Origin of the sequence: Kitasatospora sp. NPDC048407, assembly GCF_043200475.1 — a bacterium.
Lineage (GTDB): Bacteria > Actinomycetota > Actinomycetes > Streptomycetales > Streptomycetaceae > Kitasatospora.
In genome coordinates, this window is the sequence record NZ_JBICXW010000001.1 from 389,846 (window position 1) to 410,968 (window position 21,123).

A 21,123-nucleotide genomic window follows, 5' to 3' on the forward strand; every position below is an offset into this window, starting at 1 on the left:
GGCGCGCAGAGCAAGTCACGGACGAGCAGCGAAGGTTGAAGGCGTCACCGACCTGCGGCGGAATCCCACGGCCGACGGGCACCCAGGCCAAGTCAGCGGCCGGCACGGCAGGTTGGGGGACGGCGCGACCGGCATCGAGCGATGGGTCGTGGCCGGCGCGCCTACCCTCAGGCAGACGGGACGCCGAGCACGCGAACCAAGTCACGTGCGCGCGCGGCTGGTTGGGGCCGAAGAACTCGGCCGTGCTCGGCCTCCCGGCCCGCCCGGGCATGGCGCCACAGGCGGGCCGGGAGCCGACGGCACGTCACACCGCCGGAGCCGCGACTTCCCGGAGGGCGCCGTCGGTCAGTTGCAGGCGGCGGTCGATGCCGATCTCCGCGAGGAACCGCTCGTCGTGGCTGATCACCAGGAACGCGCCCTTGTAGGCGTTCAGTGCGCTCTCCAACTGGCCGACGCCGACCAGGTCGAGGTTGTTGGTGGGCTCGTCGAGCAGCAGCAGCTGCGGGGCGGGCTCGGCGCACAGCACGCAGGCCAGGGTGGCGCGCAGTCGCTCGCCGCCGGACAGCACCCCGACGGGGAGGTGTGCGCGCGGGCCGCGGAACAGGAACCGGGCGAGCAGGTTCATCCGCTCCGCCTCCGGGCGCTCGGGCGCGAACTTGGCGAAGTTCTCCGCGACGGTGTGGCTCTCGTCCAGCAGGTCCAGGCGCTGCGAGAGGTAGGCGATCCGGCCCTCGCCGCGCCGCAGCTCGCCGCCGTCGGGGGTGAGCGCGCCGGTGATCAGCCGCATCAGGGTGGTCTTGCCGGCGCCGTTGGGGCCGGTCAGCGCGATCCGCTCGGGGCCGCGGACGACCAGGTCGATGCCGGCGGGGGCGAACACCTCGCGGTCGCCGAGCCGGACCTGGAGGCCGGTGCCGTGGAACAGGGTGCGGCCGGCCGGCACCTGGGTGTCGGGCAGTTCCAGGCTGAGGCGCTGCTCCTCGCGCACCGCCCGCCCGGCCTCGTCGAGGCGGGCCCTGGCCTCGTCGACCCGGGCGGCGTGCACCTGCCCGGAGCGGCCTGCGGCCTCCTGCGCGCCGCGCTTCATGTTTCCGGCGAAGATCTTCGGCAGGCCGGCGTTCTTCAGGTTCTTCGCGGCGTTGCTGGCCCGCTTGTCGGCGCGCTCCCTGGCCTGCTGGGCCTCGCGCTTCTCCCGCTTCAGGTTCTGCTCGGCGTTGCGGACGTTGCGTTCGGCGACCTCCCGCTCGCCCCGGACGGCCTCCTCGTAGGCGGTGAAGTCGCCGCCGTAAAGGCGCAGTTCGCCGCCACCGAGTTCGGCGATCCGCTCCATTCGGTCGAGCAGCGCGCGGTCGTGGCTGACCAGCAGCAGGCACCCGTTGAACTCGGACAGCACCTCGTACAGCCGGTGGCGGGCCTCCACGTCCAGGTTGTTGGTGGGCTCGTCGAGCAGCAGCACGTCGGGGCGGCGCAGCAGTTGAGCGGCCAGGCCGAGGGAGATCACCTGGCCGCCGCTGAGCGTGCTCAGGCTGCGGGTCATTTCGAGGTGGCCGAGGCCGAGGCGGTCGAGCTGGGCGCGGGTGCGTTCCTCGATGTCCCAGTCGTCGCCGATGGTGGCGAAGTGCTCCTCGGCGACGTCGCCGGACTCGACTGCGTCCAGGGCGCGGATCACCTCGGCGATGCCGAGCACGTCGGCGACCGTGAGCTTCCCGGTCAGCGGAAGGGTCTGCGGCAGGTACCCGAGCGTGCCGGAGACGGTCACCGAGCCTGCGGTGGGCTTGAGTTCACCGGCGATCAGCCGGAGCAGGGTGGACTTGCCGGACCCGTTCGGGGCGACCAGGCCGGTGCGGCCGGTCGGGACGGTGAACGACAGGTCGTGGAAGACCTGGGTGTCGTCCGGCCAGGAGAAGGACAGGTTGGAGCAGACGACGGCGGCGTCGGACATGGTGAAGAGACCTCGAAGGTGCAAGAGGGCAGGGAACGGCCACTGCGAACAGACCGCTGCGAACGGGCCACTGCCCTGGGGAAACGGGCGAAAAAGGGGTCGACGAAACGGACCACTCCGGCAGCGCTCCTGTGCGCCGGCCCGGTGGCCGTCAGATCCGGATCTCACCCGGAGATGTCGTCGTCACCCGCCACGTTTCTGTCCTTCGTCCCACGCGAAAATCGCGTACCTACGGTGTCGCGGCGAGTGTAGCGCTTCCTCACGCCGGACGTCGCACCATTTTTCCCGTGCGGCAACTTCGCGGTAGCCGCTTCCTGTTGGGCCGGTCGGGTGTGCGGCGGCGGTGCGGGGCGGCTTCCGGGCCCCGCCGGTTGCGCTGCGCTGGCTACCGTGGCCTCCTGGCCGTCGGACAACCCCCGAGGAGCGGAACATGACCACGGACGACCGTCGCGAACGCTTCGAGCGGGGCATGGAGGTCCTCGCGCGCATCGACGGCGAGGCGGGCGAGCGGGTGGTGGCGGCACTGGCGGACGTCTCCCCCGAACTGGTGCACCAGATCGCCGCCTGGGGGTTCGCCGAGATCTACTCCCGTCCGGCCCTGGCACCGCGCGACCGGCAACTCGTCACCCTCGGCATGCTCACCGCGCTCGGCGGCTGCGAGCCCGAGCTCGAGGTCCACGTGAACGCCGCGCTGAACGTCGGCCTGACGCCCCAGCAGATCGTCGAGGCCCTGCTGCACGCCGCCGCGTACTGCGGGTTCCCCCGGGCGATCAACGCCACCCTCGCCGCGAAGCGGGTCTTCGCCGAGCGCGGCCTGCTGCCCGTCCGCGAGGAGTGACGCCGGCGGGCGCGGGTAGCGTGGGCAGGCCGATCAGCACAGCCGCATCCGCAGGGGGACCGCCCGATGACCGAACCGGCCACCGAGCACTGGGAGTTCACCGACCACTGGCCCGCCGTGGGCTGCGGGCAGGACGCCGTCACGGAGCTGCGGCGGCGGATCGCCGGGGGCCGGGCGGAGAACTGGCTGCGCAGTTCGCGCGGGCGGCAGTTGGCGGTGGTCTCCAACGGCGTGCGGGCGATGGTCATGCTGCTGGCCGCGGCCGGGCGCCCCGGGCGAGCACGCCGTCGATCCGGGCGCGGACGGCTGGAGCGACGGCTACCTGCTCGCCAACGGCCAGCAGGACGAGTACCCGGACGAGGACACCGTCCCGCTCGGCCGGGCGCTGCACCTCGTCCGGCACCTGCTGGATACCGGCACTCCGCCGCCGGACGTGTTGTGGTCCATCGAAGGCTGATGGATCGTCAACTACCTGCTGCGGCACCGGCCTTCGCATCGGCGAGCTTCTGCAGGTAGCGTTCGGCGGCGCGCAGCTTGCGGCCGTCGGGGCCGGGCAGGTGGGCGCGGAGCTCGATGATCTCGGGGGCGATGCGGATCGCCTCGGCCGGGTCCTTGACGGCGCGCCAGCACGCCTCGGCGTTGGTGGCGGCGCGCTGGGTCTCGGGGTGCTCGGGGCCCTCGGTCTGGAGCATCGCGGTGGCGACCTGGCGGTACAACTCGGCCGCCAGCACGGGCAGTCCGGCCACCCGGGAGACGTGCGCGCGGACCTGCCGGACCTGGAGCACCGCCGGGGCGAGGCTGCCGTGCACGGCGACCGCCTTGTTCTCCAGGGCGAGCGCGAGCGCCGCCGCGGTGGCGTGGTCGCCGGCCTCGGCGGCCCGGACGATCTGGCCGATCGCCTCCATGTAGTCGGTCGGCGGGGCCTGCTCGACCGCAACGGCCGGGGCAGCGGGCGCAGTTGCGGCAACCGGCACGACCGCGGAGGCAGGGGCGGGGGCGGGAGCCGTCATCTCCAGTGGCACCGTCGTCGCCAACGGGTCGTGCTGGAGCGGCGGTTGACGCTTCTTCAGGGGCACGGTGGCCGCCAACGGGTCGTGCTGGACGGGCGGTTGGGCCTTCTCCAGCGGCACCATCGGGGCCGTCGCCTCGAGGTCGGGCAGCGGCAGGGTGGTGGCCAGCGCGCTCCCGCCGGGCAGCGGGACGGTCGACGCCAGCGGGTCGAACCACGGCCGGTCCTCGGCCGGTTCGGGCACCAGATCCGGCACTGGCATGAGCACGGGCTCGGGCACAGGCGCGGGCGCGGGCACAGGCGCAGGCGCAGGCACAGACCCCGGCGCGGGCGCGGGCACAGGCGCAGGCGCGGCCTTGGCGAACTGCACGGCGTACGGATCGGCCGGTGCGGGCTCGGACTTGGCGAGCTTGACCAGCGGCGTGGTGGCGGTGTCGGCGGGGAGGTCCTTGCCGAGGCGGACGACGGGCTCGGGCGCGGCGGGCAGGCCAGCCGACTTGCCGAGGTCGACCAGCGGCGTGTCCGCCGGAACCAGAGGCGTGTCCGCCGAAACCAGCGGCGCGTCCGCCGGAACCATCGGCACACCGCGCACCAGCGAGACGATCATCCGACGCCGGGCGGGCGTCGCGGGGACGCCGGCCTTGCGCAGCGAGACCAGGACACGCGGCGTCCAGCCGGGGGCCATCCGGGGCCGGGCCGGTTCGGCAGGGCGTGCGGCGGAGGAGGCGGGCGGGGCGGTCGGGGCCGGCGGTGGGGTGGGCCGGGTGGTGGCGGGGTCGGCGGGGCCGATCTGCCGGGAAGTGTTGCGGAACCACGGCCGGTCGCCGGGGTGCGCGGTGATCACCACGGTGTCGGAGCGCAGCACCGAGTGGACCTGCTGGCGCACGAGCTCGGGGGTGAGCAGCTGCTCGGCGCCGGGGCGGCCGCGGTGCAGGGTCTCGATCAGCGCGCGGGTGAAGGTGCCGAGCTGGTCGGGGTCGTGGTTGACCACGGCCCACAACGGCACGCCCTCGCTGAGCTGTTGGCCGGCGGCGGAGGCGAGTTGCGGCCACAGCACCGGGTCGGCGCTCAGGTCGCCGATCACCAGGGTGTCGAACTCGTTGACGCGGTGCCGCAGTTCGGTGGCGAGAGCACTCCAGGGCAGGCTCTCGGACGCCTTGTTCTCGCGCAGCGACAGGTACATCTGGTCGCCGCGCCGGTCGGTGACCAGGTGGCCGCCGAGGTGGATCAGCAGCGGCCCGGGGTGGCGGGCGGCGGCGCGCAGGTGGGCGAGGACCGTCTGCGGGTCGTTGGCGCCGGGCAGGTGGACGGCGTCGACCTGGTCGGCGGAGAGCATGATCTGCGGGGCGACGCCGGCCAGTGCGGCGGACAGTACGGAGGCGTGCGCGGCGCCGCCGCGGCCCCAGCGGCGGCCGCCGCCGTAGCCGCCCTCGATCACCAGGATGCGGCCGCGCAGGCCGCGGCCGATGCCGGTGACGGGTGCGGGAGTTGACGCGGCACCCGGTGCCTGGACGGGGGCGGGCGCGGCGGGCGGCGGCATGTCGGCGGTGATCACCGGGATCATGCTCGTCCAGCCGGTGCTGACCGGCGCGGGCGGCGTCGCGGGCGGCGGCGGCACGGGCGTGCCGCCGGCCGGGGTCGCGGTGGGCGCGCCGTTCCGGTTGCCGCCGGGGGTGAGGTCCGGGGGCGACGTGTTGACCCGTAGGTTGACGGAGGTGGCGAACGGGTCGTTGGCGGGCGGTGGTTCGGTGCCCTGTTTCGGGCCCGCAGGCTGGGTCGGCAGCTTGAAGGTGTCCTCCAGGTCGGCTGCCGCCGGCCCGTCTCCCGTCGTCGATGCCACATCAGCCACCGTCAGGTCACCGCCCCCGTCCGCCGCCTGCGCGACGTCGTGCCCGTTCGCCATGGTGCCCGGCACCACATTTCCGATCCCGGACACGATACGTGCTCGGCGGGTGGCCGGGCCAGGGCGGGTGGCCGGACCCGCCGCGACCCGCGCTGGTCGGCGAGGGTGTCGGACCCGCCGCGACCCGCGCTGGTCGGCGAGGGTGCCGGTCGCGGGCCGCGGGCGGACTCAGTAGGTGACGGTGATGCGGCGGGCCGGTCCGTCGACCCGGATCAGGCCGCCGTACGGGATCACCTGCTGCGGCGAGGTGTGGCCGAGATCCACGTCGAACACGGCCATGGTGTCCGGCGCGTACGTGTCGAGGGCGCGCAGGGCGCCTTCGCGCTGCTCGGCGCGGTACCGGGCGCGCTGCTCGGCGTTGTTGGGCTGCTCGAACGACCAGGCCATGGCGCGGCCGAACAGCACCGCCGGGAACTGGCGCAGCAGGCCGCGTTCACCGAGGTTGCGGAGCGTCCGGAACACCTCGGTGCCGGAGGGCATCTCCTCGGACGTCTCAAGGACCAGCACGCAGCCCGCGTACGCCTCGACGGGCAGCAGGCGGTCGGCGGCGGCCATCCAGTGCAGGATCTCCAGGTTGCCGCCCCAGCTGACGCCTTCGACCACTCGGTCCGAGCGGGTCCAGTGGGTGCCGGTGGCGGGCTCGCTCGCGGGCATCCGTTCGAAGGTGGCCGGGTCCTCCCAGCGGCCGAGTTCGGTGCTGACGTCCTCGGCCTCGCGCAGCTCGAACTCGCCGCGTTCGAACAGCGCGGCGCGCAGCGAGGCCTCGGTGAGCGGGTCCAGTGCGCCGGGCCGGCCGAACTCGGTCATCACGGCGCCGCCGTGATAGGAGACGACGCCGTGCCGCCACAGGAAGTCCAGCAGGTTGGTGTTGTCGCTGAACCCGAAGAACGGCTTGGCGTGCGCCCGGATCAACTCCCCGTCCAGGTGCGGGATCACGCTGATCTGGTCCTCGCCGCCGATGCTGGCCAGGATCGCCGTCACACTCGGATCGGTGAACGCCGCGTGCACATCGGCGGCCCTCTCCTGCGGGCTCGCCCCGAGCTTGCGGGTGGTCGGGTATTCGACCGGCTCCAGCCCGAACTGCTCGCGCAGGCGGCGCAGTCCGAGCTCGTAGGGCAACGGGAACATGCCCGGCCCGGCGAACGAAGGCGAGAGCACGGCGACCCGGTCACCGGGCCGGGGCTTTGGGGCGTACATCGGTTGATCTGACATGTCGCGATGCTAACGAAGCCCTCGGGCCCGCCACGACCGCATTTCCGCCCGGCCCGCGAGGACGCCACCCGATGAAGCTCGACCCAACTGCCGACCTCCCGGCTGAAGTTCAGCGACGGTACGCGGCTGTCGCGATCTCGACGAAGGAACGGATCAACGGGTTGGTGTCGCCCTCGTTCCACACGGCCACCACCCGGCTCGGCGGCATGTCTGTCAGCGGCACCACGGCCAGCTCCGCGGGCAGCTCGTGTCCGAGCGGCGCCAGGCCGACGGTGCCGTTCCACAGCACGGCCTGCAGGCACTCCTGGACGGCCCGCACCACCGGGCCCTCGCGTGGCTCGCCGCCGTGCCAGTACGACTGCCAGCGGGGGTGGGTGCCCGGCGGGAACTGGAACCAGCGGCGGTCGGCCAGCTCGGCCGGCCGCAGCCCCTCGCGGCAGGCCAGGGGATCGTCGGCGCGCAGGACCACGCCGACCGGGTCGGCCCGCAGCGCACGCACCGTCAGCGCGGTCTCGTCGAACGGCGCCCGGGTCAGCGCGACGTCCACCAGCCCGGCCCGCAACCCGCAGGTCGGGTCGGTCAGATCGGTGTCGCGGACCCGGATCTCGGTGCCGGGGTGACGCCGGCGGTAGGCGGCGGCCAGCCTGGCCACCCCCGGGTCGGCGCCGTCGCCCAGGATCCCGATGGTGAGCGTCGCGCCGCCGGCCGCCGCGCTCACCCGCCCCCGGACCCGGTCGGCGTGGTCGAGCAGGGCCCGCGCCTCCTCGAGCAGCACCGAGCCCACCGGAGTGAGCGCGACCCCCATGGGCGAGCGGGTGAGCAGCAACGCCCCGACCTCGGCCTCCAGTTGCTTGATCGCCCGACTCAGCGGCGGCTGGCTCATGTGCAGTCGGTTGGCGGCCCGGCCGAAGTGGAGTTCCTCGGCGACCGCCACGAAGTAGCGCAAGGTCCGTAGCTCCACACCGCCACGATACCCACGCGGCATCGACCGGGATCAGACGCTCGCGAAGGCGGTCAGCAAGGTGTCGATCCGCAGCCGCAGTTCGCGGTCCCCGGCTCCGGAGACGGTCACCATCAGCACCTCGGTGCCGACGGAGTGGGCGAGTTCGGCGTCCAGGGTGGCGGCCGAGCCGACGAGCGGATACGAGTACCAGGCGTCGGGGTCCTCGTCGTCGGTGTCCCGGACGCCGAGCTCGACGGTCTCCCAGTCCGTCGCGTCGAAGGCGTACCCGGCGTAGTGGGAGACCAACTCCAGGAAGGCACGCAGGTTGTGGGCCAGGATCCACCCGGCGATCGGCTCGGTCACGTCCACCCCTTCATGAGGTGGCCAGTATCCCGGTCGGGGCGGACGAGCGCGCCCCGCCTACACGTCCAGCAGGGTCTTGCCGAGCGTGGCCCGCGACTCGATCGCGCGGTGGGCGTCCGCCGCCGCGGCGAGCGGGAAGCGGCGGCCGATGACCGGGCGCAGCCGGTGCGCGGCGGCGTCGGCGAGGACGGCGGTGGTGGCGGCGCGGATGGTGTCGGGGGTGGGGCGCAGGGTGAGGACGGTGAGGCGGCGGGCCTCGATCTCGGCGGGCGGGAGGTCGGTCCAACTGCCGCCGGACAGACCGTAGCTGAGGAGGTGGCCGCCGGGGCGGAGCAGGGTGGTGGCGGTGCGGCCGAGGGTGCCGCCGACGCCGTCGAGGACGAGGTCGACGGGGGCGGTGCCGGCGGTCCAGTCGGGGCGCAGGTAGTCGAGGGTTTCGGCGGCGCCGAGTTCGGAGGCCAGGGCGAGTTTGGCGGGGCCGCCGGCCGCGGCGACGACGTGCAGGCCGGCGTTGGTGGCGAGTTGGACGAGCAGGGTGCCGACGCCGCCGGCGGCGGCGAGTACCAGGACGCGGGCGCCGGCGGCGGGTGCGGCGGTGTCCAGCAGCATGCGGGCGGTGCGGCCGTCGGCGAGGAGCGCGGTGGCGTCGTCCAGGTTGAGCGCGTCGGGGACGAGGTGCAGGCCGGCGGCGGGGACGGCGGCGCGTTCCGCGTAGCCGCCGCTGCCGCCGGTGGTGGAGATGACGCGGCGTCCGAGCAGCGCGGTGTCGACGCCGGGGCCGACGGCGGCGACGGTGCCGCCGACGCCGTTGCCGGGGATCATCGGCAGTGCGCCGGTGAACGGCCCGAACCCGGTGGCGCGGAACTGGGTCTCGACGAAGGTCAGGTTGGCGTGCGCGACGTCGATCAGGACCTGCCCCTCCCCCGCCACCGGGTCGGGCGCCTCGCCCGGTACCAGGACCTCCGGCCCGCCGAACTCCCGCAGCCACACCGCCCGCATCGCCTCTCCCCTCCTCGTTCGGCCGGACGTCCCGGCCGCCGGGGCCCATCCTGCAAGTTCAAGCGCTCTTGAGGTCAAGGGCCGCCCGCCGGGAGTGTCCTGGCGGCGTGCGAGCATGCCGGGCATGAACGTGAACGCTTTCTGGGAGCTGGTGGAGTCGACCCGGGCCACTTCGCCGTGCGACCGCGCCGAACAGCTGACCGAGCGGCTGGCGCAGCTCCCGCCGGACGAGGTGCGGGAGTTCCAGCTGCGCCTGGACGAGGTGCGGGCCCCGCTGGACACCATGGCCACGGTCGCGCTGGCGAAGCTGGTCGGGCCGGGCTTCCTGAGTGACGACACCCTCTGGTACTTCCACGCCTGGCTGATCGGCCTCGGCCGCGACGCCCACCGGCTCGCCGTGCACGACCCGGACGCCCTCGCCGACCTTCCCGAGTTCCGCGCCCTGGCCGCCCGGGCCGAGCGCTTCGTGCCCGACTGGGAGGCGCTCGACTACTGCGCCGCGCAGGCCTGGGAGGAGCTGACGGGCGAGGAGGACGGCCTGGAGGAGTCGCTGCTCGCCCAGGGCCACGAGAGCCCGCTGAACGCCGAACCGGAGGGCGAACTCTGGACGGCCGAGCAGACCGCGGCCCGCCTGCCGAAACTCACCGCGCTGTTCGCTTCCTGACTGGCTGTCAGCCGGTTCGCCTACTCTCGACCCCCATGACCACCATCGAAGACCCCGCGTGGCGCGACAACCCCCGGTTGAACGACTGGCTGGCCGCCGGACGGGAGGCGTTCCCCGCCTGGGCCGAACTCACCGGCGGGGGCTGGGACTTCGGCACGGACTCGCTGGCCCGGCTGGAGCGGGTGATCCGCGAGCGGTACCCGGACCGGGAGCAGGCGGACGCGGACTGGAACGGGACCTTCCTGACCGCGGCGGCGTGGTACCTCGGCGAGGTGCACGTCCGCAACTACGGCGCGCTGTGGCAGTGTTCGCCCGAGCCGCGCCCCTTCCTGGGCAGGGAGATCCATCCGTTGGTTCAACTGCCGCGGGAGGCGCTGGACGAGGAGGAGGCGGAAGAGCTGGCCGAGGCCGAGGAGTTGTGCGAGGACGACTTCCCGCTCTGCGCCCCGATCGACCTGGTGGTCGCGGTGGCCGACCCGGCTTCGACCTACCCGCTGACGGAGACGCCGGAGGGCTACGCGTTCTGGGAGCCGGCGGTCGAACGGGCCCTGGAGCTGGCCCGCATCCGCCCCCCGCAGAATCCGGGCAGCCGTCCCCGGCCCGACGCGCCCGGGGTGCTCGACCCCGGGCGGCCCGGCCAGGACCTTGCCCACTGGCTGGCGGTGCGCGAGGAGGCGTTCCCGCTCTGGGCGCGGGCCACCGGCCGGGAGGCTGAACTCGACTTCTCCGAGAGCTCGTTGGAGATGCTCGAGGAGGTCCTGCGGCAGCGCGTCCGCGCCCTCGGCCTGGACGACAAGCTGGACGTCCTGGAGGCGTCGCTGCGGCACGGACTGACGGTGCTCCCCCACTCGCACCGCCTGTTCGACGACCCGGTCTTCGACTGCGCCCTCTGGTACCTCGGCGAAACCGGCTGCCGAGCCCGGGGCGCCCGCTGGCTCCCGCTGCGCGCGAACCTGGACGTCGACCCCGTCACCGTGCGCCAGTTGGCGGTGGCCCGGATCGACCGCCGGATCGGCCCGCGACTGGAGCTGACCGCCGCCGTCCAGAGCTGCCTGCGCGACCGCACCGACCCGGACGACGGCTACCGCCCGCTGCTCCACGCACTCGCCGACCTCGGCTGAACTCCCGTCACTCCAGCGCCCGTTCGATCGCAGTCCGGGTGAACTGCCGGGCCTGCTCGGCGCGTTGGTCACGTTCGTCGGCGGTGATCGGCAGCGGCGTGCCGTAGCGCCGGGCGACGATGTCCGCGACCAGCTCCGACGGGGCGCCCAGGGGCGGGAGTTGGGCGATCGCCTCGCGCTTGGTGACCAGGCGGCTCTCGCGCAGCGCGATGGTGGCGCGGGCGGCGGTGATCGGCCCGAAGTCCACCCAGATGTCGTGCTGCCACGGCCCGGGGCGGTCGGTCACCGGGTACCAGTAGGTGCGCAGGTCGGCGCGGAGGTGCGCGTGCAGCTCCGGGTCGCCGACCGGCGGAAGCAGCACGTCCGGGGCGACGCCGGCCAACCGCAGGCCGCCGTCCAGGAGTTCACGCCGGGTGATGACGGTGACCGGCCGGTCCATCGGCTCGCCCTGGGCGAAGGTGAAGTGGTCGGCGGCCGGGTCGGCGAGCGCGTCCTGCGGCAGGTAGGTGCAGTGCAGCTTCTCCGCGCCCGGCCGCTCGGCGATCAACTCCTCGTGCAGCACGGACAGTTCGGTGCGCAGCCGGGCGTCCGGCGCGGTCGGCAGGACGGCGATCAGGTCGAGGTCGCTGCGGCCGTGCCGGTAGTCGCCGAGCGCCAGCGAGCCGTGCACCCACAGCGCGGTGACGGGGGTCGCGGCGTGCAGGCGGGCGGTGAACTCGGCCAACAGCGGTGCGGCGAGGGCGCGTTGGGCCGGGTCGTTGGCGGCCTGTTCGGCGGCGGTGGGCAGGGCGGCGACGGGATCCGAGGGCGTCATGGCCCCGACTCTGGCACGGCGCCCGCCCGCTCGTCCCGCTTTCGCGCCCCGCGTCGCCGCTGCGGCGTGCCGCCTCCGCCCCGCGATGCCCGCCGTGGCGCGCCGCCCGGGTTCGCCGCGCCTGCGGGGCTAGCGTCGGGTGAACAAGGCCCTGACCAGCGACGAAAGCCGGCGGCAAGAGCCGGCGACGAAAGGTGCGCCCCGATGGCGGAGAAGATCAGCACGTTCCTGTGGTTCGACAACCAGGCCGAGCAGGCGGCCGAGTTCTACGTGTCGGTGTTCCGGGATGCCCGGGTGACCGGCGTGAAGCGGTACTCGGAGGCCGGTCCGGGCCCGGCGGGCAGCGTGATGCTGGTGTCGTTCGAACTGTTCGGCCGGGAGTACCGGGCGCTGAACGGCGGGCCGATGTTCACCTTCAACGAGGCGATCTCGCTCCAGGTGGACTGCGAGGACCAGGCCGAGGTCGACCGCTACTGGGAGCTGCTGACGGCGGACGGCGGGCAGCCCGGCCAGTGCGGGTGGCTGAAGGACCGCTTCGGCCTGTCCTGGCAGATCGTGCCGCGCCGGATGATCGAGCTGCTGGAGGACCCCGATCCGGAGCGGGCGAACCGGGCGATGACCGCGATGCTCGCCATGACCAAGCTAGACCTCCCCGCGTTGGAGGCCGCGGCCGACGGCCGGTGACCCACGGGCAGCAGGCGGCGGCCACGTCGGCCCGGCAGCGGCGGGCGGCAGGCTGCGGGCGGCAGGCTGCGGGCGGCAGGCGGCGGGCGGCGGGCGGCGGGCGGCGGGCGGCGGGCGGCGGGTTCGAACGCGTGATGGCCCGTCCGAACGCGTGACGGCCCGTCCGGTCAACGGTTTGCAGGGTCCCGGTAAAAGTATTCCTGTTCAGCGGCCTGTCATGTCCAGCCCCTTCTGATCGGCCGTCAGGGCGTGTCTTACTGGGCGGCGCTACGCGCGTCACTTCCGTACGTGCACCGGACTGCTGGAGCCCCGCCATGAGTCTCACCCGCCGCCTGCTGCGCACCCTCGCCGCCGGTGCCACCGTTGCCGCCACCGCGCTGGCCCCCGTCACCGCCGGGCACGCCGCCACCGGCACCTACACGCTGGTGGTCCTGCCCGACCAGGGCGAGAACGCGATCTACAACCTGGTGAACTCGGCCACCAAGTCGGTCGACGTGACCATCTACGAGCTGCGCGACACCAACCTCACCACGGCGCTGGTGAACCGCCAGAAGGCCGGCGTGACCGTCCGGGTGGTGATGGACCCCAACCACAGCACGGTCAACAGCGCCGCGTACAACGCGCTGACCGCCGGCGGGGTGAGCGTCGTCTACTCGTCCTCCTCGTTCACCTACACCCACCAGAAGACCATCACGGTGGACGGCGCCAAGTCGTACATCTCCACCGGCAACTTCGACACCACCTACTACGCCACCTCCCGCGACTACGGCGTGCTCGACACCGACCCGGCCGACGTCGCCGCGATCGAGCAGGTCTTCAACGCGGACTACGCGCACACCGCCATCACCCCGTCCGACGGCACCGACCTGGTGTGGTCGCCCACCGACTCCCAGAACCGGCTGCTCGCGCTGATCAACGGCGCCCAGCACAGCCTGGACGTCGAGCAGGAGGAGTTCGGCGACGCCGCGCTGGTCAACGCGATCGTCGCCGCCGAACAGCGCGGTGTGACGGTGCGGGTGGTCGCCGAGGACACCTCCGCCAAGTACACCGCGCAGTTCAACCAGGTCACCGCGGCGGGTGGGAAGGTCACCACGTACACCAGCAGCACCGGCTTCTACGTGCACGCGAAGGCGATCGTCGCGGACTACGGCACCTCGAGCGCGAAGGTGTTCGCCGGGTCGGAGAACTTCTCCGACAACTCGCTCAACCACAACCGCGAACTCGGCCTGATCATCGCCGACCCGGCGGTGATCTCCGGCATCGAGTCCACCTTCACCGCCGACTTCAACCGCGTCCCGAGCACCGGCGGCACCACCCCGCCGCCCACCGGCGGCTGCACGGCGGCCCAACTGCTCGGCAACCCCGGCTTCGAGACCGGGGCCCTGGCTCCCTGGACGGGCACCGCCGGCACCCTCAACAACACCAGCACCGAGCCCGCCCACACCGGCAGTTGGGACGTCTGGCTGGACGGCTACGGCACCGCCCACACCGAGACGCTCACCCAGACCGTCACCGTCCCCGCCGGGTGCACCGCGACGCTCAGCTACTGGCTGCACGTCGACACCGCCGAGACCAGCACCACCACCGCCTACGACAAGCTCACCGTCACCGCCAACGGCACCACCGTCGCCACCCACTCCAACCTCGACCACAACACCGGCTACACCCAGCACACCGTCGACCTCTCCGCCTACGCGGGCCAGAGCGTCACGCTGACCTTCACCGGTGTCGAGGACTACCAGAAGCAGACCTCGTTCGTCCTCGACGACCTGGCCCTCAACGTCTCCTGAAGCTCCACCAGCACCGGGTCTCCCAACTCCCCTCCAGCGGGTACCGGTTCCCGTCCGCCCGCACCACGGCCGGCCGGGGGCCGGTGAGCTCGACCCGGTCCTCGGTGGCCAGGAACAGCGGGCGGTTCAGGACGAAGGCGTAGCCGTCGTCGGTCTCGAACTCGTCGATCAGGACGAGCCGCGAGGCCGCAACGGCTCCGTTGTCGGTAAGACGCATGCGCAGCAGTGTGTCAGGCCGGGATGCGGACGGCCAGGGCCCGGGCGAACCAGGCGAGGGCCGGGGCCGAACTCTCCGGGGGCGTCCAGCCGTTGATCACCGCGAGCAGCCGCAGGTAGCGCTCGCGGCGCGGATCGTTCGCGGCCTCCAGCCTGGCCAGCAACTGTCGGCGCAGCTCGGCGTCGTCCGGGCGGCCCCGGAGCTCGGCGTACTGGGCGGTGACGGCCGCGACCACCGGATCGGCCTGCGCGGAGGCGGGGTCGAGGTCCAGGGCCGGCCCGACCCGGTCACGGACCAGCGCGACCGGGTCCCTGCGCGGCGCGGCCGGGCCCTGATCCGCAGCGTGCTGCCGCGCCAACTCCCGTACGGCCGCCTGGAATTCCCGGTCCTGGGCGAGCTCCGCCAACTCCACCCACGCCTCGACCTGTTCGGTGTTCGGCTCCTCGGGCAGCTCCGGGGTCAGCGAGCGCATGACCCCGGCGAACTCCGGGGCGGGGCCGACGTCACCGAAGACGGCATCGAGGAACTCCCCGACCAGCCTTCGCCGTTCGGCCTCGGAGAGCGTGGCCAGTCTGTGCATGAGATCCATCTCCTCAGGGGTTGCCCCGCGCCTGGCCACCGCCGTCAGCACCGCCCGCCGCAACCGCAGCGTCCGGATCTGCACGTCCAGCGCCTCGGCGTGCGCCGCCGCGACGTCGCCCAGCGACAGCTCCCGGTCCACCACCTGCCGGATCGTCGGAAGCCCGAGCCCCAGCTCGCGCAGCGTCCGCACCAACTCCAGCCGCGCGACGGCCTCGGCGCCGTACCAGCGGTGCCCGGCCGGGGTACGGCCGGTCGGCGGCACGATGCCCCGATCCGCGTAGAACCGAACGGTCTTGACCGTCAGCCCGGCCCGCCGGGCCAGTTCACCGATCGAGTAGCGCGTGTCGCCTGTCATGCCGCCCACTCTGGCCCCTCCCCCTACGGGAGGAGCAACCCGGCACCCGTACTTCCCACCGTGAGCCCTTTCAGCTTTGGGAGAGATGCTCACTACACGAATGGATCTTGTGGCGCAGGTCACTTGGAGTTTCTTTAAGGTTTCCGGCCATATTTTATTAAGGGTTTATCACCCATTAAGCCCTGATTCACATGTGACGGCCGCCACCCCACCGCCGAGTCTTCCGGCTCGGATGAGAAATTGCTTTGATTCCACGCTTGCGTGCGCGGGGAGCGCCGGCTTCAGGCAATGTGAATGAGCGCGCTGTCCGTCCCGGAAGATCGCGTGCCGTTGTTCCGCTACGGTACTCGGCCCCGTCAGTTCGTATTCGGCAGTTCAGCGACTCGAGGAGATACCCCATGGCTGCGAGCCACGACCCGGTGCCCACCGCGCATCCGCACCGGTCCGCTCGTGAGGTCGCCGTCTGGCCCCTGACCCCGGTGCCCCAGGCGCGCACCCTGCTCGACATCCTGATCGCCACCGCACAGGCGTTTCCCCGGGCCCCGGCCCTGGACGCCGGCGGCGCGGTGCTCGACTACCAGGCGCTGCTCCACGAGGTGAGCACCCTGGCGAACTGGCTCAACCAACGGGGGATCGGCGCCGGCGACCGGGTCGGCGTCCGAGTCCCCTCCGGCTCCGCCGACCTGTACGTCTCGATCCTCGCGGTGCTCGCCGCCGGCGCCGCCTACGTGCCGGTGGACGCCGACGACCCCGACGAGCGGGCCGAGATGATCTGGCAGGACGCCCGGGTCTGCGCCGTGATCGGCGCCGGCCGGCAGGTCGCCCTGAACGGGGCCGTCCCGCCCGCCGGCCGGGCCGCCGGGCCGTCGCCGGACGACGACGCCTGGATCATCTTCACCTCCGGCACCACCGGCCGCCCCAAGGGCGTGGCGGTCACCCACCGCTCCGCCGCCGCCTTCGTGGACGCCGAGGCGCGGATCTTCCTCCAGCAGCACCCGCTCGGTCGGGGCGACCGGGTGCTGGCCGGCCTCTCGGTCGCCTTCGACGCCTCCTGCGAGGAGATGTGGCTGGCCTGGCGTCACGGCGCCTGCCTGGTCCCGGCCCCGCGCTCGCTGGTCAAGGCCGGCACGGACCTCGGCCCCTGGCTGGTCGAGCGCGCCATCACGGCGATCTCCACCGTGCCCACCCTGCTCGCGCTCTGGCCCCAGGAGTGCCTGGACCGGGTCCGGCTGATCATCGTCGGCGGCGAGGCCTGCCCGCCCGACCTGGTGCACCGGATCGCCGCCCCGCACCGCGAGTTCTGGAACACCTACGGCCCCACCGAGACCACCGTGGTCGCCACCGCCGCCCGGATGCTGCCCGGCGAACCGGTGCGGATCGGCGCCCCGCTGGACGGCTGGCAGCTTGCCGTCGTCAACGAGGCCGGGCACCCGGTCGGCTGGGGCGAGACCGGCGAACTGCTGATCGGCGGCATCGGCACCGCCCGCTACCTGGACCCGGCCAAGGACGCGGAGAAGTTCACCGCCCACCCCGCGCTGCCCGGCGGGCGGGTCTACCGCAGCGGCGACCTGGTGGTCGCCGACCCGCGCGGCCTGATCTTCGTCGGCCGCGCCGACGAGCAGGTCAAGCTCGGCGGCCGGCGGATCGAACTCGGCGAGGTGGACGCCGCACTCCAGGCGCTGCCCGGAATCCGGGCCGCCGCCGCGGCCGTACGCACCAACCCGGCCGGCACCCAACTGCTGGTCGGCTACCTGGTGCCGCACCCCGGGGTGGATCCCGACCTCACCCTGGCCCGCAAACTCCTGCAGGAACGTCTGCCGGCCGCCCTCGTCCCGCTGCTCGCCGTCGTCGACCAGCTGCCCACCAAGACCTCCGGCAAGGTCGACCGCAACGCCCTGCCCTGGCCGCTGCCCGGCCTCGGCCAGGGCGACGGCGGCGACCGGGCCCCACTCACCGGCACCGCCGGCTGGCTCGCCGAACAGTGGGAGGCCACCCTCGGCCTGCCGGTCCGGGCCGACAGCGACTTCTTCGCGCTCGGCGGCTCCAGCCTGGTCGCGGCCCGGCTGATCTCGGTGCTGCGCGCCAGGTTCCCCGGCCTCTCGGTCGCCGACCTGTACGCCAACCCGGTGCTCGCCGACCTCGCCGCCGCACTGGACGGCCAGGACAGCGGACCGGAGCTCGCCGCCGTACTGGACGGCCAGGACAGCGGACCCGACCGGCAGCGCCAGGTCCGCCGCACCCCGCGCCGGGCCGCGATCGGCCAGACCCTGGTGCTCGCCGTCCTCTACACCGTCACCAGCGTGCGCTGGGTACTCGCCGTCGCCGGGGTCGACAACCTGATGGGCGGCCGGCTCGACTGGGCCCCGCGCACCCCCTGGTGGCTGATCATCACCGGCCTGCTGCTGTTCTCCAGCTCCATCGGCCGGCTACTGCTGACCACCCTCGGCGCCCGGCTGCTCACCGCCCGGCTGCGCCCCGGCAGCTACCCCCGCGGCGGCCTGGTCCACCTGCGGCTCTGGGCCGCCGAGCGGGCCGCCGTGGCGTTCGGCGCCGGCGACCTGATCGGCACCCCGTGGGCCCGGCACTACGCCCGGTTGCTCGGCTGCGAGGTCGGCCGGGGCGCCCACCTGCACGCCCTGCCGCCGATCACCGGCCTGGCCCGCTTCGGCGCCGACTGCTCGGTGGAACCGGGCGTGGACCTGGCCGGCTGGTGGCTGGACGGCGACCTGCTGCACATCGGCTCGATCGAGATCGGCGCCGGCGCCCGGATCGGCGCCCGGGCCACCCTGATGCCCGGTGCCCGGATCGGCGCCGCCGCCGAGGTCGCCCCCGGCAGCTGCGTGCTCGACGCCGTCCCGGCCGGGCAGCGCTACCACGGGACGCCCGCCCGCCCCAGCAGCGAACCGGGCGAACCCTGGCCCGCCGCGGGCCGGGCCCGCCGCCGCGGGGGCTTCTGGAACCTCGCCTACGGCCTCGGCCTGTTCGGCTTCACCCTGCTGCCGCTGCTCGCCGCCGTACCCGGGCTGCTGGTGCTCTACCCGATGCTCGACACCGACCGCACGCTCGGCAGCGCGATGCTCCAACTCGTGTCCTTCAGCCTCGAGTTGACGGTCATGACGCTGGCGGTCTACGCGCTGCTGCTGGTGCTGCTGATCCGGATCCTCAGCGTGCCGATCAAGCCCGGCCACCACCCGGCGCACGGCAAGGTCGCCTGGTGCGTCTGGGCCGTCAACCGGCTGATGGACACCGCCCGCCGCACCCTCTTCCCGTTCTACGCCAGCCTCTTCACCCCGGTCTGGCTGCGGCTGCTCGGGGCCAGGATCGGCAGCCGGGTGGAGGCCTCCACGGTGCTGGCACTGCCCGGTCAGATGTCCGTGGACGACGGCGCCTTCCTCGCCGACGACACCCTGATCGCCCCGTTCGAGGTGCGCGGCGGCTGGCTGCGGGTCGGCCCGTCCCACGTCGGCCGGCGGGCCTTCGTCGGCAACTCCGGCATCGTCGGCGCCGACCGCGAGCTGCCCGACCGGGCCCTGGTCGGGGTGCTCTCCGACGCGCCCGCCAAGGCCGCGCCCGGCTCGTCCTGGCTCGGCCGGCCCGGCATCGAACTGCCCCGGGTGGCCGACCAGGCCGACGAGGGACGCACCTACGACCCGCCGCGCCGGCTGATGCTGGCCCGGGCCGGCGTGGAACTGTGCCGGCTGCTGCCGGTGGTGCTCACGGTGATCCTGGGCGACCTGGTCTTCGGCGCGCTCCAGGAAGTCATCGACCGGGACGGCCTGGCCGCGGCGCTGGCCGTCGGCGGAATCGTGCTGGCCGGCGCGACCCTGGCCGCCTGCCTGGTCACCACACTCGCCAAATGGCTGCTGGTCGGCCGCTTCCGCAGCGGCGAACACCCGCTCTGGTCCAGCTTCGTCTGGCGCAACGAGCTCTACGACACCTTCGTCGAGGAACTGGCCATGCCCTGGGGCGGCCGGACCCTGCTCGGCACGCCCTACCTCAACCTGTGGCTGCGCAGCCTCGGCGCCAAGATCGGCCGCGGCGCCTGGTGCGAGACGCACTGGCTGCCGGAGGCCGACCTGGTCACCGTCGGCCCCGGCGCCAGCGTCAACCGGGGCACCGTGCTGCAGACCCACCTGTTCCACGACCGGGTGATGCGGCTCGGCACCGTGAAGCTGGACGAAGGTGCCACCCTCGGACCCAACTCCATCGTGCTGCCCGGCGCCACGATCGGCGCCGGCGCCTCGATCGGCGGGGCCTCCCTGGCCATGCGCGGCGAGTCTCTCCCGGCAAGCACCCGATGGATCGGCAACCCGGTCGCCGCCTGGCCGACCCCACACCCGACCGGCCCGCCCCAGCAGACCCACGAACGCCGGCCACCGGTTCGCCGCCAGACCCCGAGGCACCGCGCCGGAGCCAGGCCGGCCGCACGTTGAGCCGGTAACTCCCGAACGCGAAGCGGAAATCCACGGGCGGGCGACGTTCCACACCGCAAGGTGCGAAACATCGCCCGCCCGTACCGGCACCCCCCTCGCCGAACTCCTCACCCCGGCCGACCCGTTGGAGACCCACTGACCGGGCAGGCGGTCGCGGGCGAGCTGGGGAACGGAAGGGCATCTCGCGTCTGGACAAATTCCGGGAAATTTTGACACCGTGAGGCGCGCCGGCCCGGCAATCGAACATACGACCGAAGCCTTCCGGGAGTCCAGCCATGCCATCCGCCCGTCTCGCCGCCGACGCCACCGCCTTCTACACCGAGCAGAGCGCCTTCTCCGACCCCGGCGACCTCGCCCCGCGCTACGCCGGACTTCCCACCGATCCCGCCGAACTCGCCCGCATCGCACGCGACTTGATGATCCACCGCCTGGAGGGCGGGCAGTTCCGTTTCACCCTCCCCCAGGACCGTCTCCACAACGACGCCGAAACCCGCTACCTCGACGACATCCTCCGGCTGATCCTCGAGCGGAACGACGCCCCGCTGACGCAGCCGCGTGCCACCGGCGACCGATTCGTCGGCGTCTGCCGCGACTTCGCGTTGCTGCACTGCTCGTTCCTGCGCCACGCGGGCATCCCGGCCCGCGTGCGGTACGGCTTCGCCGACTACCTCGGCACGGACGGCTTCCACGCCGATCACATGGTGACCGAGTACTGGGACAGCGAGCGGGGCTGGCTGCTCGCCGACCCCCAAGCGGCCGACCCGGCGATCGCAGCCGCGTGGAACCTCGACTTCGACCCGATGGACGTTCCGCGCGAGCGTTTTCAGGTCGCGGGCAAGGTCTGGCAGGCCGTCCGAGCGGGCGAGGCCGACCCGAAGGCGTTCGGGCTGCACCCGCCGCAGGTGGGGCCGATGTGCGGGGAGTGGTTCGTCGCGGGGTGCGTCCGGCTGGATCTCGCGGCGCTGAACAAGGTCGAGACGCTGCTGTGGGACGTCTGGGGCGCGGGGGCGGACAACGACGCAGACCTCACCGCCGCGATACGTGAACTCTACGACCGGGCCGCACTCCTGGCCGCCGACGACGTGCCGTTCGACGCCGCGCGGGCGCTCTTCACACAGCACGACGGACTGCGGGCGCCGAGGACGGTGCTGTCCCTGGCGCCCTTCAACGGCCCGCGCGAAGCGACCCTGCGCCGGACCCCGCTCGGCCTCCGGTGAGGAGGTCGCGGGCGTAACAGGCCAACTCCGTTGCGCCCTC

Annotated in this window: 17 protein-coding genes; 7 read left to right on the forward strand and 10 right to left on the reverse strand. The window is 73.3% G+C overall.

Annotation, left to right across the window (positions count from 1 at the left end):
• Positions 1-304: 304 nt before the first annotated feature.
• On the reverse strand, positions 305-1,939 hold the full coding sequence (locus ACGFWJ_RS01865; protein ID WP_392944211.1) for an ABC-F family ATP-binding cassette domain-containing protein: 1,635 nt from the start codon (positions 1,937-1,939) through the stop codon (positions 305-307).
• Positions 1,940-2,369: 430 nt separating this feature from the next.
• Here ACGFWJ_RS01865 and ACGFWJ_RS01870 point away from each other — a divergent pair, with 430 nt between their 5' ends.
• Positions 2,370-2,777 (forward strand): carboxymuconolactone decarboxylase family protein, encoded by a 408-nt coding sequence (locus tag ACGFWJ_RS01870; RefSeq protein WP_387859827.1) that lies wholly within the window; start codon positions 2,370-2,372, stop codon positions 2,775-2,777.
• A gap of 244 nt (positions 2,778-3,021) precedes the next feature.
• On the opposite strand, the gene ACGFWJ_RS01875 is transcribed toward ACGFWJ_RS01870, so the two are convergent.
• The 6 genes from ACGFWJ_RS01875 to ACGFWJ_RS01900 all read right to left on the reverse strand — a co-directional run bounded on the left by ACGFWJ_RS01875 (position 3,022) and on the right by ACGFWJ_RS01900 (position 9,206).
• Positions 3,022-3,180, reverse strand: coding sequence for a hypothetical protein (locus ACGFWJ_RS01875; RefSeq protein WP_392944214.1), 159 nt, complete (start codon positions 3,178-3,180; stop codon positions 3,022-3,024).
• Between the two features lie 61 nt (positions 3,181-3,241).
• Positions 3,242-5,689 (reverse strand): hypothetical protein, encoded by a 2,448-nt coding sequence (locus ACGFWJ_RS01880; RefSeq protein ID WP_392944216.1) that lies wholly within the window; start codon positions 5,687-5,689, stop codon positions 3,242-3,244.
• A 168-nt stretch (positions 5,690-5,857) separates the two neighbouring features.
• Positions 5,858-6,901 carry a S66 peptidase family protein gene (locus ACGFWJ_RS01885; protein WP_392944218.1) on the reverse strand — a complete coding sequence of 348 codons (1,044 nt, stop codon included), beginning with the start codon at positions 6,899-6,901 and terminating at the stop codon, positions 5,858-5,860.
• 109 nt (positions 6,902-7,010) lie between these two features.
• A complete protein-coding gene (locus ACGFWJ_RS01890) occupies positions 7,011-7,862 on the reverse strand; it encodes a LysR family transcriptional regulator (protein ID WP_392944220.1) in 852 nt (283 codons plus the stop codon).
• A gap of 33 nt (positions 7,863-7,895) precedes the next feature.
• Positions 7,896-8,207 (reverse strand): hypothetical protein, encoded by a 312-nt coding sequence (locus ACGFWJ_RS01895; RefSeq protein ID WP_387634321.1) that lies wholly within the window; start codon positions 8,205-8,207, stop codon positions 7,896-7,898.
• A 57-nt stretch (positions 8,208-8,264) separates the two neighbouring features.
• Positions 8,265-9,206, reverse strand: coding sequence for a zinc-binding dehydrogenase (locus tag ACGFWJ_RS01900; RefSeq protein ID WP_392944222.1), 942 nt, complete (start codon positions 9,204-9,206; stop codon positions 8,265-8,267).
• Between the two features lie 124 nt (positions 9,207-9,330).
• On the opposite strand from ACGFWJ_RS01900, the gene ACGFWJ_RS01905 reads away from it, so the two are divergent.
• The gene (locus tag ACGFWJ_RS01905; protein ID WP_392944224.1) at positions 9,331-9,870 is read left to right on the forward strand and encodes a DUF4240 domain-containing protein; all 540 of its coding nucleotides are present in this window, start codon (positions 9,331-9,333) and stop codon (positions 9,868-9,870) included.
• Positions 9,871-9,905: 35 nt separating this feature from the next.
• On the forward strand, positions 9,906-10,991 hold the full coding sequence (locus tag ACGFWJ_RS01910; RefSeq protein ID WP_392944226.1) for a hypothetical protein: 1,086 nt from the start codon (positions 9,906-9,908) through the stop codon (positions 10,989-10,991).
• A 7-nt stretch (positions 10,992-10,998) separates the two neighbouring features.
• On the opposite strand, the gene ACGFWJ_RS01915 is transcribed toward ACGFWJ_RS01910, so the two are convergent.
• Positions 10,999-11,805 (reverse strand): nucleotidyltransferase domain-containing protein, encoded by an 807-nt coding sequence (locus ACGFWJ_RS01915; RefSeq protein ID WP_392944228.1) that lies wholly within the window; start codon positions 11,803-11,805, stop codon positions 10,999-11,001.
• Between the two features lie 204 nt (positions 11,806-12,009).
• Here ACGFWJ_RS01915 and ACGFWJ_RS01920 point away from each other — a divergent pair, with 204 nt between their 5' ends.
• A complete protein-coding gene (locus ACGFWJ_RS01920) occupies positions 12,010-12,489 on the forward strand; it encodes a VOC family protein (protein ID WP_387634336.1) in 480 nt (159 codons plus the stop codon).
• Positions 12,490-12,803: 314 nt separating this feature from the next.
• Positions 12,804-14,279, forward strand: coding sequence for a phospholipase D-like domain-containing protein (locus ACGFWJ_RS01925; protein ID WP_392944230.1), 1,476 nt, complete (start codon positions 12,804-12,806; stop codon positions 14,277-14,279).
• Here the strand turns inward: ACGFWJ_RS01925 and ACGFWJ_RS01930 are convergent.
• Positions 14,266-14,496, reverse strand: a complete 231-nt coding sequence (locus ACGFWJ_RS01930) for a hypothetical protein (protein WP_392944232.1) — start codon at positions 14,494-14,496, stop codon at positions 14,266-14,268. The two genes, ACGFWJ_RS01925 and ACGFWJ_RS01930, sit on opposite strands and share 14 nt — an antisense overlap.
• Before the next feature lie 13 nt (positions 14,497-14,509).
• Entirely contained in the window at positions 14,510-15,433 is a 924-nt protein-coding gene (locus ACGFWJ_RS01935) for a MerR family transcriptional regulator (RefSeq protein WP_392944234.1), read from the reverse strand.
• Between the two features lie 398 nt (positions 15,434-15,831).
• Here ACGFWJ_RS01935 and ACGFWJ_RS01940 point away from each other — a divergent pair, with 398 nt between their 5' ends.
• A complete protein-coding gene (locus tag ACGFWJ_RS01940) occupies positions 15,832-19,866 on the forward strand; it encodes a Pls/PosA family non-ribosomal peptide synthetase (RefSeq protein ID WP_392944236.1) in 4,035 nt (1,344 codons plus the stop codon).
• A 275-nt stretch (positions 19,867-20,141) separates the two neighbouring features.
• The gene (locus ACGFWJ_RS01945) at positions 20,142-21,083 is read left to right on the forward strand and encodes a transglutaminase-like domain-containing protein (RefSeq protein ID WP_392944238.1); all 942 of its coding nucleotides are present in this window, start codon (positions 20,142-20,144) and stop codon (positions 21,081-21,083) included.
• Positions 21,084-21,123: the final 40 nt, after the last annotated feature.